The sequence below is a fragment of the Nanhaiella sioensis genome (assembly GCF_046557775.1).
Taxonomy (GTDB): domain Bacteria; phylum Bacillota; class Bacilli; order Bacillales; family SM2101; genus Nanhaiella; species Nanhaiella sioensis.
On record NZ_JBKAEG010000001.1, the window covers coordinates 1474460 to 1489641 of the forward strand.

At 34.8% G+C, this 15182-nt stretch carries 11 protein-coding genes; 5 read left to right on the plus strand and 6 right to left on the minus strand.

What is annotated here, in order from left to right; genetic code table 11:
- Nucleotides 1–31: 31 nt before the first annotated feature.
- Nucleotides 32–1594, plus strand: coding sequence for an ABC-F family ATP-binding cassette domain-containing protein (locus V1503_RS06815; RefSeq protein WP_410625781.1), 1563 nt, complete (start codon nt 32–34; stop codon nt 1592–1594).
- 565 nt (nt 1595–2159) lie between these two features.
- Nucleotides 2160–2906 (plus strand): MerR family transcriptional regulator, encoded by a 747-nt coding sequence (locus tag V1503_RS06820; protein ID WP_410625783.1) that lies wholly within the window; start codon nt 2160–2162, stop codon nt 2904–2906.
- Nucleotides 2907–2975: 69 nt separating this feature from the next.
- Here V1503_RS06820 and V1503_RS06825 read toward each other — a convergent pair whose 3' ends face one another.
- Together V1503_RS06825 and V1503_RS06830 are read right to left on the minus strand one after the other, a co-directional pair.
- Entirely contained in the window at nt 2976–5132 is a 2157-nt protein-coding gene (locus tag V1503_RS06825; RefSeq protein WP_410625785.1) for a PAS domain S-box protein, read from the minus strand.
- A 395-nt stretch (nt 5133–5527) separates the two neighbouring features.
- The gene (locus V1503_RS06830) at nt 5528–6928 is read right to left on the minus strand and encodes a sigma-54 interaction domain-containing protein (protein WP_410625787.1); all 1401 of its coding nucleotides are present in this window, start codon (nt 6926–6928) and stop codon (nt 5528–5530) included.
- 357 nt (nt 6929–7285) lie between these two features.
- Here V1503_RS06830 and V1503_RS06835 point away from each other — a divergent pair, with 357 nt between their 5' ends.
- Nucleotides 7286–8485, plus strand: coding sequence for an ornithine--oxo-acid transaminase (locus V1503_RS06835; RefSeq protein WP_410625789.1), 1200 nt, complete (start codon nt 7286–7288; stop codon nt 8483–8485).
- A gap of 217 nt (nt 8486–8702) precedes the next feature.
- Here the strand turns inward: V1503_RS06835 and V1503_RS06840 are convergent, their stop codons facing one another.
- Together V1503_RS06840 and V1503_RS06845 are read right to left on the minus strand one after the other, a co-directional pair.
- Nucleotides 8703–9137, minus strand: a complete 435-nt coding sequence (locus V1503_RS06840) for a DUF6326 family protein (protein ID WP_410625791.1) — start codon at nt 9135–9137, stop codon at nt 8703–8705.
- Nucleotides 9138–9394: 257 nt separating this feature from the next.
- Nucleotides 9395–10372 carry an NAD(P)-dependent alcohol dehydrogenase gene (locus V1503_RS06845; RefSeq protein ID WP_410625793.1) on the minus strand — a complete coding sequence of 326 codons (978 nt, stop codon included), beginning with the start codon at nt 10370–10372 and terminating at the stop codon, nt 9395–9397.
- A gap of 168 nt (nt 10373–10540) precedes the next feature.
- Between V1503_RS06845 and V1503_RS06850 the strand changes: the two genes are divergently transcribed.
- The gene (locus V1503_RS06850; RefSeq protein ID WP_320259050.1) at nt 10541–11158 is read left to right on the plus strand and encodes a TetR/AcrR family transcriptional regulator; all 618 of its coding nucleotides are present in this window, start codon (nt 10541–10543) and stop codon (nt 11156–11158) included.
- 198 nt (nt 11159–11356) lie between these two features.
- Here V1503_RS06850 and V1503_RS06855 read toward each other — a convergent pair whose 3' ends face one another.
- Nucleotides 11357–11668: a winged helix-turn-helix transcriptional regulator gene (locus tag V1503_RS06855; RefSeq protein WP_250886482.1), complete on the minus strand. Its 312-nt coding sequence runs from the start codon at nt 11666–11668 to the stop codon at nt 11357–11359.
- A gap of 563 nt (nt 11669–12231) precedes the next feature.
- Between V1503_RS06855 and V1503_RS06860 the strand changes: the two genes are divergently transcribed.
- Nucleotides 12232–13236, plus strand: a complete 1005-nt coding sequence (locus V1503_RS06860; RefSeq protein WP_410625796.1) for an LLM class flavin-dependent oxidoreductase — start codon at nt 12232–12234, stop codon at nt 13234–13236.
- Between the two features lie 865 nt (nt 13237–14101).
- On the opposite strand, the gene V1503_RS06865 is transcribed toward V1503_RS06860, so the two are convergent.
- The gene (locus tag V1503_RS06865; RefSeq protein ID WP_410625798.1) at nt 14102–14944 is read right to left on the minus strand and encodes an SDR family oxidoreductase; all 843 of its coding nucleotides are present in this window, start codon (nt 14942–14944) and stop codon (nt 14102–14104) included.
- Nucleotides 14945–15182: the final 238 nt, after the last annotated feature.

The window sequence follows — 15182 nt, forward strand, 5'->3', positions numbered from 1 at the left end:
TCTTTAAGATATATATTGGAGGAATAAATCAATGAGTTTATTAGCAATTGACGACTTAAGTCATAGTTTTGGAGATCGTACGCTTTTTAAAGATGTTTCTCTACGACTATTAGCTGGAGAACATGTGGGGCTAGTCGGGGCAAACGGTGTAGGTAAGTCGACGTTAATGAATATAATTACCGGACAATTAATCCATGATACCGGTAGAGTGGAATGGACACCGAATGTTGAATATGGCTACCTTGATCAACATACAGTGTTAACTCCTGGAAAAACAATAAAAGACGTGTTAAATGATGCTTTCTTACCACTTTTTGAACAAGAAAAACAGTTGAATGAAATAACAGCTCAAATGGCTACAGCCTCTCCAGAGGAATTAGAAGTCTTACTAGAAAAAATGGGAGATATTCAAGATCAGCTTGATGCTGGAGGGTTTTATTCACTTGATCTGAAAGTTGATGAGGCAGCTCGTGGACTTGGCCTAGATGCCATTGGTTTAGAACGAGATGTTGCCACACTAAGTGGGGGGCAACGCACAAAAGTATTACTTGCTAAACTATTATTAGAGCAACCGAAAGTACTATTACTAGATGAGCCGACTAACTTTTTAGATGTTGAGCATATAAACTGGCTTAGCCATTATTTAAAAGAATACCCTCACGCCTTTATGTTAATTTCACATGATACAGAATTTATGAATAGGGTTGTAAATGTCATATTTCATCTCGAATTTTCAAAGTTAACAAGGTATACCGCAAACTACGAAAAATTCCTAGAAATGGCGGACATCAATAAAAACCAACACCTTCAAGCATATGAAAAGCAACAAGAGCATATTAAAAAACAAGAAGATTTTATTGCAAAAAATAAAGCACGATATTCAACTACTGGACGAGCAAAAAGTCGCCAAAAACAATTAGATCGGATGGAGAGGATTGATCGCCCTGAAATGGCGATGAAACCAACATTCGAATTTAAAGAATCACGTGGAAGTAGTCGTTTTGTCTTTGAAGGAAAAGACCTTGAAATAGGCTATACAAATCCACTATTACCTAAGTTAACAATGACGATCGAGCGAGGAGAAAAGATTGCCATCGTTGGATGTAACGGAGTTGGAAAGTCTACGCTATTAAAAACGATACTAGGGACGATCAATCCATTAAGTGGATCAGCTATGCGTGGAGATTTTCTCTATCCATCTTATTTTGAGCAAGAAGTAAAAGTAGAAAGTATTACACCTATTGACGATGTTTGGAATGAGTTTCCACAGTTAGACCAGCACCAGGTGAGAGCAGTACTTGCACGTTGCGGCTTAAAAAACGAGCATATTTCAAGACCTCTTAATCAATTAAGTGGTGGAGAACAAGCAAAGGTACGTCTATGTAAGTTACTCATGAATGAAAGTAACTGGTTACTGTTCGATGAGCCAACAAATCACCTAGACGTCGTTGCCAAAGAAGAGCTAAAACGAGCGTTAAAAGCTTACAAAGGAACGGTTCTCCTAGTGTGTCACGAACCTGACTTCTATGAGGATTGGGTAACAAAAGTTTGGAATGTTGAAGAATGGGCTAACGAAACTATTGAACAAGCATAACTAAGAAAATACCAAATTTTTCAACACCTAAGACTATTCCATAGGTAAAATTAAGCCAATACGGTATAGTTAGACATTCATAAAAACGAATGCACAATCGATTAAGACCGTTAAGTTAACAACTTGCGGTCTTTTTTATTTTCTGATCGAAGGTTGATCTGGTATAAGAAAAAATACTTAATCACCACTATTTCGTAGTAGCTTTCCTTCTATAAAATAGTAATATAACTTTGTTTGTCGCTGAAAATTTGTAAAATCCAACAAAGTTGTAAGCTATTTTACCTCCATCGTTTTAAAAAAGTAAAAGATCCCTTAAAATTTTCTACATCCATCCTTATTTCTTCTCATATCTCTTTTTTAGGCCTTTTCGTAATCTTTGTTGCTATTGCTCCTAAACTAGAAACTTTCGTAACAGTCATCGTTTTATATAAGAAAAATACCACAAAAGCTATGGTATTCGTGGTATTTTTTGTACGAAAACAACAATTTATGAAAAACTCCCTTTCCATATTGACTCTAACGTTACGTTATACTTTATAGTAAAAGTTGAAGGGAGGTTATAACCATGTCAAAGAAAGTTAAAGAAGTTGCAGATTTGGTAGGTATAAGTGTGCGCACACTACACCATTATGATGAAATTGGACTGCTAAAACCAGCTAAAGTGACTGAAGCTGGTTATCGGCTATATACCGATGATAATCTTGAAACATTACAACAAATCCTCTTTTTTAGAGAGCTTGGCTTCCCTTTAAAAAAAATTAAAGAGGTTATTAATAGCCCTTCATTTAACCGGCGTGAAGCGTTAGAACTTCACCAACAAATGTTAATAGAAAAGCGACGTCGACTAGATAACATGATTACAACGATTAATAAAACAATCAAGCATATGAAAGGAGAAATTCACATGACGAATAAAGAAAAATTCGAAGGCTTTGATTTTAGTCATAATCCCTACGAGGAGGAAGCACGTAAACGGTGGGGAGATCAAGCTGTAGATACAGTAAACACTGGTATAACAAATATGTCTAAAGATGAAAGGGAGCATTTTTCCAAAGAGTGGGACTCAGTGTGTATGAAACTTGCATTACTTCGAGATCGTTCACCTGAATCACAAGTAGCACAAGAAGCAATTAAAGAATGGTATGATCTTTTGAATAAGATAGGAAATTATTCTCCTGAGGCATTTAAAGGATTAGGGCAATTGTATGTTAATGATGATCGGTTCACAAAGAATATTGACAAATACGGTGAAGGCTTAGCAAAATTCATGTGTAAATCAATGAAAATTTTTGCAGATAACATGAAGAAATAACCATTATCATTTATCCTAGAAAATTACCACATACAAAAAGGGCAGAACTCTCCTGCCCTCTTTTCTATGCTAAGCCGTTTTAGGCAACAAAATATTAAAGGTTGTTCCTTTGTTTTCTTCACTTTCAATAAAAACTTTACCATAATGACTTTCAATTATTTTAAAGCTAACCATTAGCCCAAGCCCATTTCCATCTTGTTTTGTCGTATAAAATGGTTCACCTAACTTCTTCATCTTTTCTTCTGGAATGCCTACACCTGTATCATGAATGGAAATTTGAACATGCTCATCGAGAATGACCGCTCTTACAATAAGGTCTCCACCATTTGGCATCGCTTCTATACCATTTTTAATAAAGTTTAAGAAAACTTGCTTTAAGCGATTTTCATCACATGCGACCTTTATTTCTTCCTCGTTATAGTCGAATTTAAGTTTTACTTTCCTTTTTTTAGCTTCAAATTCTAACAATGATAAGACATTATTTATCATTGGTATAATATCCCTCACTTTTAACAATGGTGCATTAGGTTTTGCAAGTACCATAAAGTCCTCAACAATAGAGTTCACTCGTTCAATTTCATCAAGAATAATATCGAGGAATTCCTGTCGTTCAATATTATTTTCATCCTCTCTTAGAAATTCCGCATACCCCTTCATTGAAGTGAGTGGATTTCGAATTTCATGAGCAACACCTGCTGCTAATTGACCGACCGCAGCTAATTTATCTTGTCGATGAAGCATTTCTTCTGTTTTTTTCTGATCTGTGATGTCATTTCTAATCGCTAAATATTGATACGGTTTTCCATCCTCATTAGTAAAAGGTACAATTGTTGTATAAACCCAATAAAATGTTCCATCCTTGGCTTTATTACGAATTTCACCTTTCCATATGTCACCATTCCCTATCGTTTGCCACATGTTTTTAAAGAAATCAGCGGAATGGTATCTGGAGTTCAACAAACTATGATTCTTGCCGAGTAAGTCCTCTCTATCGTATTTAGAAATCTTACAAAATTCATCATTTGCATAAGTAATAAAGCCTTGACGATCAGTAATTGCCACAATTGTTGATTGATCTAAAGCATATTTGATATCGCTTATTTCTTTTAATTTATCCTTCAACTGAAGCTCTGTCAGCTTTTTACTCGTAATATCATTTCTAATCGATACATATTGATAAGGTTTTCCTTTGCTATTAAGTAATGGCACAATCGTTGTATCTACCCAATAATGGGTTCCATCCTTTGCTCTATTTCTAATTTGTCCTTTCCATACATCACCATGACCAATCGTTTGCCATAGCTCTCGGAAAAACGTAGATGAATGATAATTAGAATTCAAAATTCTATGGTTCTGTCCAAGTAATTCATGCTCCTCATATTTGGATATTTGCACAAATTTATCATTCACATATGTGATAGAACCTTTAGCATCAGTAATAGCGACAATTGAAGATTCATCTAATGCGGTTGTAATATCCTTTGCATATGTCTCTTTAGTTGCTACTCTTCTATTTAATGAAATGCTATTTGCCAATAGTCCTGAAAAAATCATTATAGAAAATACTAGTACAACAAATAATGCTGTGACATCTTGATTCCCACTTTGCTCCAATCCACCCCCGCCTTGAAACTGGAGGTTAGAGGCTCTAATTAAAATAAAATGATTTTGTACAATTGCACAAGTAATTAGAAAAGAGCAAATCGGTGTGATCCATGTTCGAATAGTTGCAGACTGTGTTGGCAGCTGAAACAAAATCCAAAAAGTAAGTACAAAAGTTCCTAATACGATCATACTTGATAAAGCAACTAGCAACAAATTATAGACAACATCAGACACAGCTGAAATACCAATAATATGGCTAGTGACAAGACCAATCGTCATTACTAAACTACATATGAAAATATGTATAAATTTCGTGGATTTTTTAGTTACTAAAGAAAAGGAAGTTGCGGTAAATAATAGTGCTAGAATGAAAGAAAAAGTCGCTAGAGGTATATGAAATATCTTTATCCCTTTTGGAGCACTAGCAAGTATACCTAAAAAATTAACGATCCAAATGCCAATTGCCATAGAAATAGATCCACTAATAAATATACGTCGTTTATTTTTTTTTGCATTTTTATATATTAATAATAAATCTATAGCCGTATATGTAGCTAATATAGTTAGTATAATCGACAATAATATAAGAAATGGATTAAACGCCCCAACTATATATTCCATTTATCATCCAGTCTCCCTCATTTAAAGTTTACACTATAATTGTAATGGAATTGTTTGCTACATGGAAGGTCTAAAATCTGCTTATACAGAAAAAACACTTAGCTGTGTTTCGTAAACCTAGACTGTTTTCTCAATAATTGTTGCTTTTCGTTCTAAGAAAAAAATAACTATAAACCGAGCATTTTTCATGTATTTAGTCTTCTTAGCAACAAAGTTTATGAAGAAAACCTAAATCAATGACAGGAACGATTCTTGTTTCATTAATATTGGTGTTCATACTAAAAACTAGCAGAGAAACACAATCTTTTATAAGCAACATAATTTTCGAAAAATACCTATCCAAAGTCTAGAAAAACATACCTAATTACTCAAATGTATTAACAATAATGATAAGTTCACGAATAGTCCCTGTTAATATGATATTTTCTCAGTCGATATTGAAGGCTCTGTCTACTCATGCCAAGAGCTTTTGCAGTATTAGATATATTATAATCATTAACTTGAAGAGCTTTTGTAATATACTCAACCTCCATATTATTCATATATTCTTCAAGTGTTTTCAATGACTCCTCCTTATTTAAGGCAACGTGAATAGTATGCTGCTTGAACTGAGGTTTATTTCTAAATTGAATTGGTAAATGTGCAAATGTAATGTCTTCATTCTCTTCAATAAAATTCATTGCACCTTCTACGATATGTTCCAGTTCTCTTACATTTCCAGGCCAATCATATTCATAAAAAGATCTCATTACTTGATCGTCGATTTGTTTAACACTCATCCCAAACAGTTTATTATACTTGTTAATAAAACTTTTTAATAGCAGATTAATGTCCTCTTTTCTATCACGTAATGGCGGAATAAATACTGAGACTACACTTAAGCGATAATATAAATCCTTTCTTAATCGTCTTTCGGCAATTGCATCTATTGGATCTTCATTCATTGTTGCTATAATACGTACATCGATTGGCGTATCTTTCGTGTCTCCGATGCGACGTATACTTTTTTCTTGAAGTGCACGTAACAGCTTAGCTTGTAATACAGGATTCAAAGAATTGATTTCATCGAGCAGTAATGTCCCGCCTTCCGCTTGTTCAAATAACCCTGGCCGCTCTATTGCTCCTGTAAAGGCACCCTTCTTCGTACCAAATAATAGCCCTTCAATAAGATGATCAGGAAGTGCAGCGCAATTCTGTGATATAAAGGGTTTTGCAGATCGAGAACTACCGTTATGAATGCTTTGAGCAAATAATTCTTTTCCTGTTCCAGTCTCACCGACAATGAGCACAGATGACGATGTTCGTGTTGCTCGCTTACTAGTCTCAATTAGTTCCTTCATTACTTGACTACCACTTAAAATATGTTCAAATGTAAAAGTTGCATTTCCTTTTTTCTGCATATTTTCGCGTATAAGTCTCTCAAGTTTAGTTACATCTTTAGCAATTTCCATCGCACCAATCATTTGTTTTTTGCTATCGCTAATTGGAAAAGTATCATTTATAGTTGTAATTTCTTTTCCTAGTAGGTTAAAATATGTTTGTTTTACATTCCTTGTTATATGCAAATGTTGGAGCGCTTGTATGAGTGTGCTTGATTGTTGATCCTGAAATGTATAGCTTTCTAATAAATTTTTGTGTAACACATCTTCACGTTCCATGCCTTCTATTTGTGCCATTTTTTTATTGTATATTATCGTTCGTCCATGCTGATCTATCACATGTACACCGACATCAATTTCATCTACAAGTTGATCAAATATAAACAGAAGCTTATTTTCATGTTCTTTGTTATTCATCTTCATCACCACAATAATATTGTAGATGAACAACATGACAGCCGCAATATAATTATGCACCAATCATACAATGTAATAACATGACGCAAATTTTTTTTGCATAAATACATATTTATATTTGATAAATACTAATGATACAAGTCTATTTCCCATTGACTGTTGTTCTCCACTATGAAATGAACATATACATACCTAGACTTTGTGGCGTTTTTTCTTCAGTAAAACAAGGAATACCATATAAAACCACTTATTACAGTTTAAATTGGGAAACAATAGTGTAAGAAAAGCCTTTTGTTGGCATGGAAATTGCAATGCATATTACTACACTATTTTTAAGTAAAAGAAGGAGAGAATTTGATGAACACTACAACTTCAAATCGCATCATTGAACAAACTGAGAAGTACGGAGCTCACAACTACCATCCACTACCTATCGTTATTTCAAAAGCAGAAGGTGTTTGGGTTGAAGATCCAGAAGGTAATAAATATATGGATATGTTAAGTGCCTATTCTGCAGTTAACCAAGGGCACCGTCATCCAAAAATAATTCAAGCATTGAAAGATCAAGCTGATCAAGTAACATTAACCTCACGCGCTTTTCATAACGATCAACTAGGCCCTTGGTATGAAAAAATTTGTGAATTGACAGGTAAAGAAATGGCTTTACCTATGAATACAGGAGCCGAAGCAGTTGAAACGGCAATTAAGGCCGTACGTCGTTGGGGTTATGACGTTAAAGGTATTGCACAAGATCAAGCTGAAATTATTGCTTGTGAAGGAAACTTTCACGGGCGAACAATGACAGCCGTTTCACTATCTTCTGAAGCTGAATATAAACGTGGCTTCGGTCCAATGCTTCCAGGTATTAAGCTAATACCATATGGCGACTTAGATGCATTGAAAGCAGCGATTACTCCAAATACTGCAGGCTTTCTACTCGAACCAATTCAAGGCGAAGCTGGTATCGTTTTTCCTCCAGATGGATTCTTAAAAGAAGCATATGATCTATGTAAAGAACAGAATGTATTATTTATTGCTGATGAAATTCAAGCAGGCTTAGCACGCACAGGAAAAATGTTTGCTACAGAATGGGAAAACGTAGAACCAGATATGTGGATTCTCGGAAAAGCACTAGGTGGTGGTGTGTTCCCTATCTCTTGTGTAGTTGCAAATAAAGACATTCTTAATGTATTTAACCCTGGTTCTCACGGATCAACATTTGGTGGCAACCCACTTGCGTGTGCGGTATCACTTGCATCTTTAGAAGTATTAGAGGATGAAAAGCTTGCAGAAAGATCATTAGAGCTTGGAAATTACTTCACAGATAAGCTAAAAGAAATTAATAATCCAATGATAAAAGAAATACGTGGCAGAGGGTTATTTATTGGGGTAGAGCTACATGAACCAGCACGTAAATATTGTGAAACACTTAAAGCAGAAGGTTTGCTATGTAAAGAAACACATGAAAATGTTATCAGATTCGCTCCACCACTTGTTATTAAACAAGATGAGCTTGACTGGGCGATTGAACGTATTCAAAATGTATTAGGAATGTAACGTCTTGGTCTATCACTACAACAAGATAGTGACGAATGACTAAATAAGTGCAAATACAAAATGCTCCAGCGTCTTGTTGACCTCAAACAAGCGTTGGAGCATTTTTAACGTTTTAATTATTTGCAACATAGATTGATTAATACGAGTAGGATGAATTTATAATGATAGTGAAAGGATCGTAGTGTGGTGATATTGTTAGAAGGTAAAATAAAGCAGGTTACTTTAAAGAGCTAGGGCTAGGGCTAGGGCTAGAGCTAGGCCAACGCCATGCACACCATATGATTGCGATTAACGCTATTATTTCCATAATTAAAAAGAATATATCATCTAGATCATTTATACCACCAAAGATAATTAGCATAATCATTGTAATGAAACTAGCAATAATGTTTATTAAGCGATTAATTCGGTGCTGTAAAATTCGAGAGAGAATTACCATAGCAATAGGAATCTCTAACAGTATTCCAAATACCAATAAAAGCTCTTCGGTAATTATCGTTCCATTCACATTTCCCATCATCATTTCCTGTAGAAGCCCAGGTCTAAATAATTCATGTATATCTCGAAAAATGACATTTAACAATACAAATATCCACAATGCTGAAAGTGTTGTTTTTCTATCAAGATCAATTACTTTTTTCTCTGTAAGCACTCTCATTCTCCTTTCTTAACGATCTAATTCTACATGCTGTTATTGCATTTATTGATGCTTTTCATACTTAGAGCTAAACATGAAATAACTCGTAACATCCTTTCTGCTTAAAAGATTAGGAAATTATATAAAGCATATTTAATTTCCTCAATTTTTCTGTGAACCAAGTTTACGAAAAGAGCTTTGCTGTTTTATACATCAATACAAAACTATTATTAGTAGAACGATAATTTAATCACCTCACCTAGCTAGTATAGTTAAACTACAGTTATAATCACTTTTCCTCTAGCACGCCCGGTCTCAAGATACTTAAGCGCTTCAGCTGCTTCATTTAACGGGAAACATTTATCAATGACTGGTACGACTTTCTTAGATTCAAGTAGCTCCTTCAAATAAAGCAAATCTTCTTTGTTCGTATGAACCGTTTTCATCATTCCGATAGTCTTCCTGCCAGTTCGAGAAACCCGTCTTCCATTGACGTTAATTTCAATTAAACGAGCGATATTTGTAAATCCTGCTATAGCACAAGTCCCATTCGTTCTTAACGCCCTTTCTAAATCTGAAACAGAACGATTTCCTACAGCATCAAAAATAAGATCATATCCAATTCCATTATTCGTAAAATCTTCATTCATGTAATCAATCACACTATCTGCACCAATAGAACGTACCAAATCCGCATTTTTTGAGCTACACACGCCAGTTACCTCTGCTCCGATTGCTTTGGATATCTGTACTGCAAATGTCCCCAAGCCTCCTGATGCACCATTAACCAACACTGTCTGCCCTGGTTGAATTTTCCCTTCATTGCGCAAGCCTTGCAATGCAGTAAGGGCAGCAATTGGAACAGCAGCTGCTTCTACAAAAGATATGTTAGCAGGCTTCATAGCCAATGCACCTTCAGGGACTGATACATATTCTGCAAAACCTCCCAAGCCTGTTTCAAACTTCTCCCCAAATACTTCATCACCTATCTTAAAATGTGTTACATTGCTACCAACCTCAACAACTTTTCCAGCAATATCTGCACCAAGCCGCATGTTTTTAGGTTTAAAGAGACCATTTTCTATACGAGCTAAAAATGGCTTCGCTCTCATAAAACGCCAATCAAGTGGATTAGCAGCAGCTGCATACACTTTTACAAGAACTTCTTCTTCCTTAGGAATCGGCTTTACTACTTCTTTGTATTGAAGAACATCAGGTGACCCGTATTTAGTGAAAACAATAGCTTTCATCAGTTTCCTCCTTCATGTTATTTATTAAGGTTTAACAAATTTTGGTTATTGTTGAATTTTATTCACCTTTAGTGTATACTATACGGTGTAGTTTACATTTAGTCAATACCTATTTTGCACTACACGGTGTAGTTTATGTAAAATTTTTTAGAAAGTGAGTATGAAGCGATGGATAGCAAAAAAGTTGTGGAAACATCAAAAAAACGTCAAGCTATTATGGACGGGGCTATTAAAGCCTTTGTAGTAGAAGGATACGAAAAGGCATCTATGGATCGTATTTCCAATCATGCAGGAGTTTCAAAACGTACAGTTTATAATCATTTTTCAAATAAAGATGATCTATTCCAAGCAGTGTTCAAAAGGTTTTTATCTGAACAAGAATTATTAAAAAATATAAGCTATTCTCCTGATAAAACGATTGAAGAACAACTTGAGCTCTTTGCTGATGCAGAACTTTTTCTAGTTAATGACCCTAATCGACTAGCATTGTGTAAAGTCCTTACTACTGTATTTATGCAAGATTATCAGCTACTTAAGGAAACAAAATCTAAATATGGTCCCCCTCACGATAATCTCGTAGCATGGTTAACATCCGCAGATGCAGATGGACGAATGAAAGTACCTGACCCATACATGGCTGCACAAATTTTTCATGCCATGGTCGAAGGAGCTTTAACATGGCCTGCACTTTTCCAGCCTTGTCAGAGTAATGAACAGTTTAAGCCTTTAAAAGATGAAATAATAAAAACTTTTTTAAGCAGATTTGGAAGCAAAGCTTCATGCTAGTTCCACAGTCAACCTTTCATAAAATCAAATGAAACCATTAACGCAAAAGAGGCTGGGACAAAACCCAATTAAAATGAAGAAACCGCACGAAATCAAATTTATAAACCTTGATTTCATGCGGTTATATTTTTGAGTATTGTATAAAAATCAGTTAGATTTGAACTTATATCCCAGCCTCTTGCCATTTTTACTATCCATTTAATGTGTCCATTTCTCTGCCCATCTTTCCAACGCTGTAATCGTTTCAGCTAAGTCTTTACCTTTTTCGGTCAACTCATATTCAATCCGTACTGGAGTTTCAGGATAGACATGCCTAACGACATAATTATCTTGCTCTAAATTTTTTAAGCGCTCTCCTAATACACGGTGACTAATGTTATCAATGTCATCTGTCATCTCTTTAAAGCGCTTCGAGCCTGACAATAACGAACGAATAATTAAAAGAGTCCACCTCTTTCCTAATAAATCACATGTGTGTTGGAAGTTCGCACATGACTTTGATTTTTCCAAACAATTCACCCCCAAAAAGTGCTTATATAAGTAACTTTTTTCATCTTGATTTTTTTTTTTGCGAAGAAATAAGTACGTTTGCAACTATGTGTTTCCTCATCTTTTTATCTATTTAACGCTGACACTCGCGTAAGCCCGTAATTTAATATGATTTTGTGAATACTGCAACAATGTTTTTGAAAGGCTGTTTTTCACCTTGATTGTTGTTTTTAGCACTAAGGACTTGCCTCGTACATAACTAGAGTACATGACGGCTTTCTTCTGAAAACGATGACAACCTTATAAGTAACAATAGCAGTAAAGGTTACCGAAAGAGCCTTTTGAAATAAGCTTTGCATTCACATATATTGTCTCTTTTTGTACAACACTAAAATAAGCATGTATGCCAATACTCATGATACTATTTTAAAAATTTGTCATCATAACACGAAAGTTACTAGAAGGACTTATATATTTTGACAGATGCGTTATTTCATTATATCATAAAGAAACAGTTAGTTACATTAAGTAAGTAAATAATATAAAGTTACTATAATATTCTATTATGAAAGGAAATGAGATAAATGGTCCGATTAAGTGTGTTAGATCAATCACCCGTACCTGAAGGTGTGACACCTGTCGAGGCGATCAATCAAACAGTGAAGCTTGCTCAAATAACAGAAAAGTTAGGCTATCATCGTTATTGGGTTGCTGAGCACCATAGTTCTACTAATCTTGTAAGTTCCACTCCAGAAGTGCTTATATCACATATAGCTGCAAAAACATCAAAAATTCGTGTAGGTTCAGGTGGGGTCATGCTGCCACATTATAGCTCATATAAGGTAGCTGAAAATTTCCGCATGCTCGAAGCGCTTTATCCGAACCGTATAGATTTAGGAGTAGGTAGAGCTCCAGGTGGTCATTCACTTTCAACAATGGCCTTAACAGGAGGAGATACGAAGAAGTTCCATCAATATCCAAACCAAATCCAGGAGTTAGTCGGTTATTTACACGAAGTTGAAGAATATAAGCTACACCCTGGGTTAATAGCAACACCTGAAATTTCAACAGCACCTGAACTTTGGATGTTAGGTTCTAGTGGTGGCAGTGCTAAATTGGCAGCCGAGTTAGGCGCTTCATATACATTCGCTCATTTTATTAATGGTAATGGTGGGCAAGGTGTCGTTCGTCATTATCAAGAGAACTTTAAACCGTCTCCTGTTAATCAACAGCCTCATACGAGTGTTGCTGTCTTTGTCACTTGTGCTGAAACGAATGAAGAAGCAGAAAAAATAAACAAAAGTATTGATTTAGCAGCACTATTGTTAGAAAAGGGCGAGAGTAAACGTGGGGTTCCTAGTATTCAACAAGCGCAAGAATATAATTATACTGAGTTGGATTACATGAGAATGAAAGAAAATCGTAAGAGAATGATCGTAGGTAACCCAATCCAAGTAAAAGAACAACTAGAATCATTAAAAGAATCTTACAATGCAGATGAAATAATGATTGTAACGATTACGCATGACTTTGATGCTCGAGTACGCTCCTATGAACTCATCGCTGATGCCTTTGGAATAACAAATTAACTTATAATGATACAACATTGACTATTGTCTTTAACGAAAGAATAAATATTTGCAATATAGCTATTTACTACCTTCCAAATATATTATATACTGGATAATGATAGAAATACTAAGGAGGTCTACACATGATAAACGAAACAATTAACTCAACGAACTTAATATGTAATAACCGGCCTCTATTGGATGCTATTCTTTAATAGAATATATTTATTTATTATGCATGTAAAACCGTAGAGAGCCTCTCTATGGTTTTTTTATGATGCTAGAAAAAATATGGTGCTTTATATTCACGATAACCATATTTTTCTATAATAGTGTTAAATACTTTTTTGTTGTGCCTCTCTTTAAGAATAATTTTGAGGTACTCCCAAACTAAGTATTTATATAAATTAAAAAGACCATAACGGTCTTTTTTTATTTTATCTAGGAAGGTGATGATTAAGATGAAAAAGCACATCATTCGATTAAGTAGGTTAATAATATTTCGGTTTTATTAACAAGGCTCATTTTTCGTAAAAGCAAAAAATAGCCATGATCAACGTGTAACTAAAAACATATATCAAATTAAGAGGTGAACTTGTATGCACAATCCAGATTTCTTAAAGGACCTATCCCTTTGGCATTTTTATGACTTAATGCGGGAATGGCGAAGAAAAAAACAAATCAGCAAGGATTAATAATAACTAGGTTGAAGATACATTCTTTATAAAATAAAAAATTAGCCAATAGGGTCAGACTTACCAAATCTATTATTTCGAAAAGAGCTGATAGTCTCTTTTACGATTTTAGGGGGTCTGACCCCTTAACCCTTTTAACAATCATTCTTATAATCTAGCGACAAACTTACTAGTAGATTTCTAACATTCTACTTATATAATAACCGTAAAATAATCTTTTCCCATATGTTCCATGGTATTAAATGCTTCATGAACACGTTCATTTTTATACCTTTACCAATTTTATAACGAAGTTTTGGATTGTGTTTATTTGCAACAGAAACAACCAACTTTGCCACATCTAAGGGATTCCCCAAGTTTTTTTCTTCCTTTGCTAGCCTTTCTTCAATTTTTGCTAAATGTGTTGCATAAGGAGAGTCCTCATTCCCTATCCCTGTAGAATTGGATCTTCCCTCCTTCCACACATTTGTGGCATATGAACCTGGTTCAATCAACACAATATCAATTCCGAATGGCTTACATTCTATGCGTAGCGATTCACTATAGCCTTCAACTGCAAACTTTGAAGATACGTAAGCAGATATAGAAGGAAATCCTATCAAACCTGAAACACTACTCATATTAATAATCCGGCCGCTTCTCTGTTTCCTCATTATAGGTAGAACTGCCTGAGTCATTGCCATCAAGCCAAATACATTCGTTTCAAATTGCTTACGGTACTCATCAATCGTAACTTCCTCAGCAAAGCCTCCCACTGCAAAACCTGCATTATTGACGAGTAAATCTACACTGTTATACTTTGAGCATTTTTCTACTAACTTATTAATAGATTCCTGACTCGTTACATCAACATATTCTATATCTACTTGTTCGAGTAAGTTGTGACTATTTAATTCCTGTTCAAGTTGTGCTGATTTTGTAAGGTCCCTCATAGTTGCGACTACATGAAAACCGGCCTTTGCTAGCTCGATAACCGTTACATAACCAAACCCGCTTGAAGATCCAGTAACGATAGCTGTCTTGTTAATCATCACTTTCCAACCTTTCTTTGTATGATAGATACATAACAATCATATGTTAGATTACTTTTTTATCCATAATTTTCACTTTGTAAATTATTGTTTTTTTGATATAGAAAATATGACATGATTAATATATGGGTAATTTTTCATATAATCACTACCAGAATTTATTTTCTGTATATATTACAATATACCCTTTTTATCACTTGTCGAACAAAGGATAATTATTGGGAAGGAGGAAAATCTC

Excerpts from the sequence above, each read along its gene's own strand:
- V1503_RS06815 (WP_410625781.1), top strand. The coding sequence starts at position 32 with ATGAGTTTATTAGCAATTGACGACTTAAGTCATAGTTTTGGAGATCGT.
- V1503_RS06820 (WP_410625783.1), top strand. The coding sequence starts at position 2,160 with ATGTCAAAGAAAGTTAAAGAAGTTGCAGATTTGGTAGGTATAAGTGTG.
- V1503_RS06825 (WP_410625785.1), bottom strand. The coding sequence starts at position 5,132 with ATGGAATATATAGTTGGGGCGTTTAATCCATTTCTTATATTATTGTCG.
- V1503_RS06830 (WP_410625787.1), bottom strand. The coding sequence starts at position 6,928 with ATGAATAACAAAGAACATGAAAATAAGCTTCTGTTTATATTTGATCAA.
- V1503_RS06835 (WP_410625789.1), top strand. The coding sequence starts at position 7,286 with ATGAACACTACAACTTCAAATCGCATCATTGAACAAACTGAGAAGTAC.
- V1503_RS06845 (WP_410625793.1), bottom strand. The coding sequence starts at position 10,372 with ATGAAAGCTATTGTTTTCACTAAATACGGGTCACCTGATGTTCTTCAA.
- V1503_RS06850 (WP_320259050.1), top strand. The coding sequence starts at position 10,541 with ATGGATAGCAAAAAAGTTGTGGAAACATCAAAAAAACGTCAAGCTATT.
- V1503_RS06860 (WP_410625796.1), top strand. The coding sequence starts at position 12,232 with ATGGTCCGATTAAGTGTGTTAGATCAATCACCCGTACCTGAAGGTGTG.
- V1503_RS06865 (WP_410625798.1), bottom strand. The coding sequence starts at position 14,944 with ATGATTAACAAGACAGCTATCGTTACTGGATCTTCAAGCGGGTTTGGT.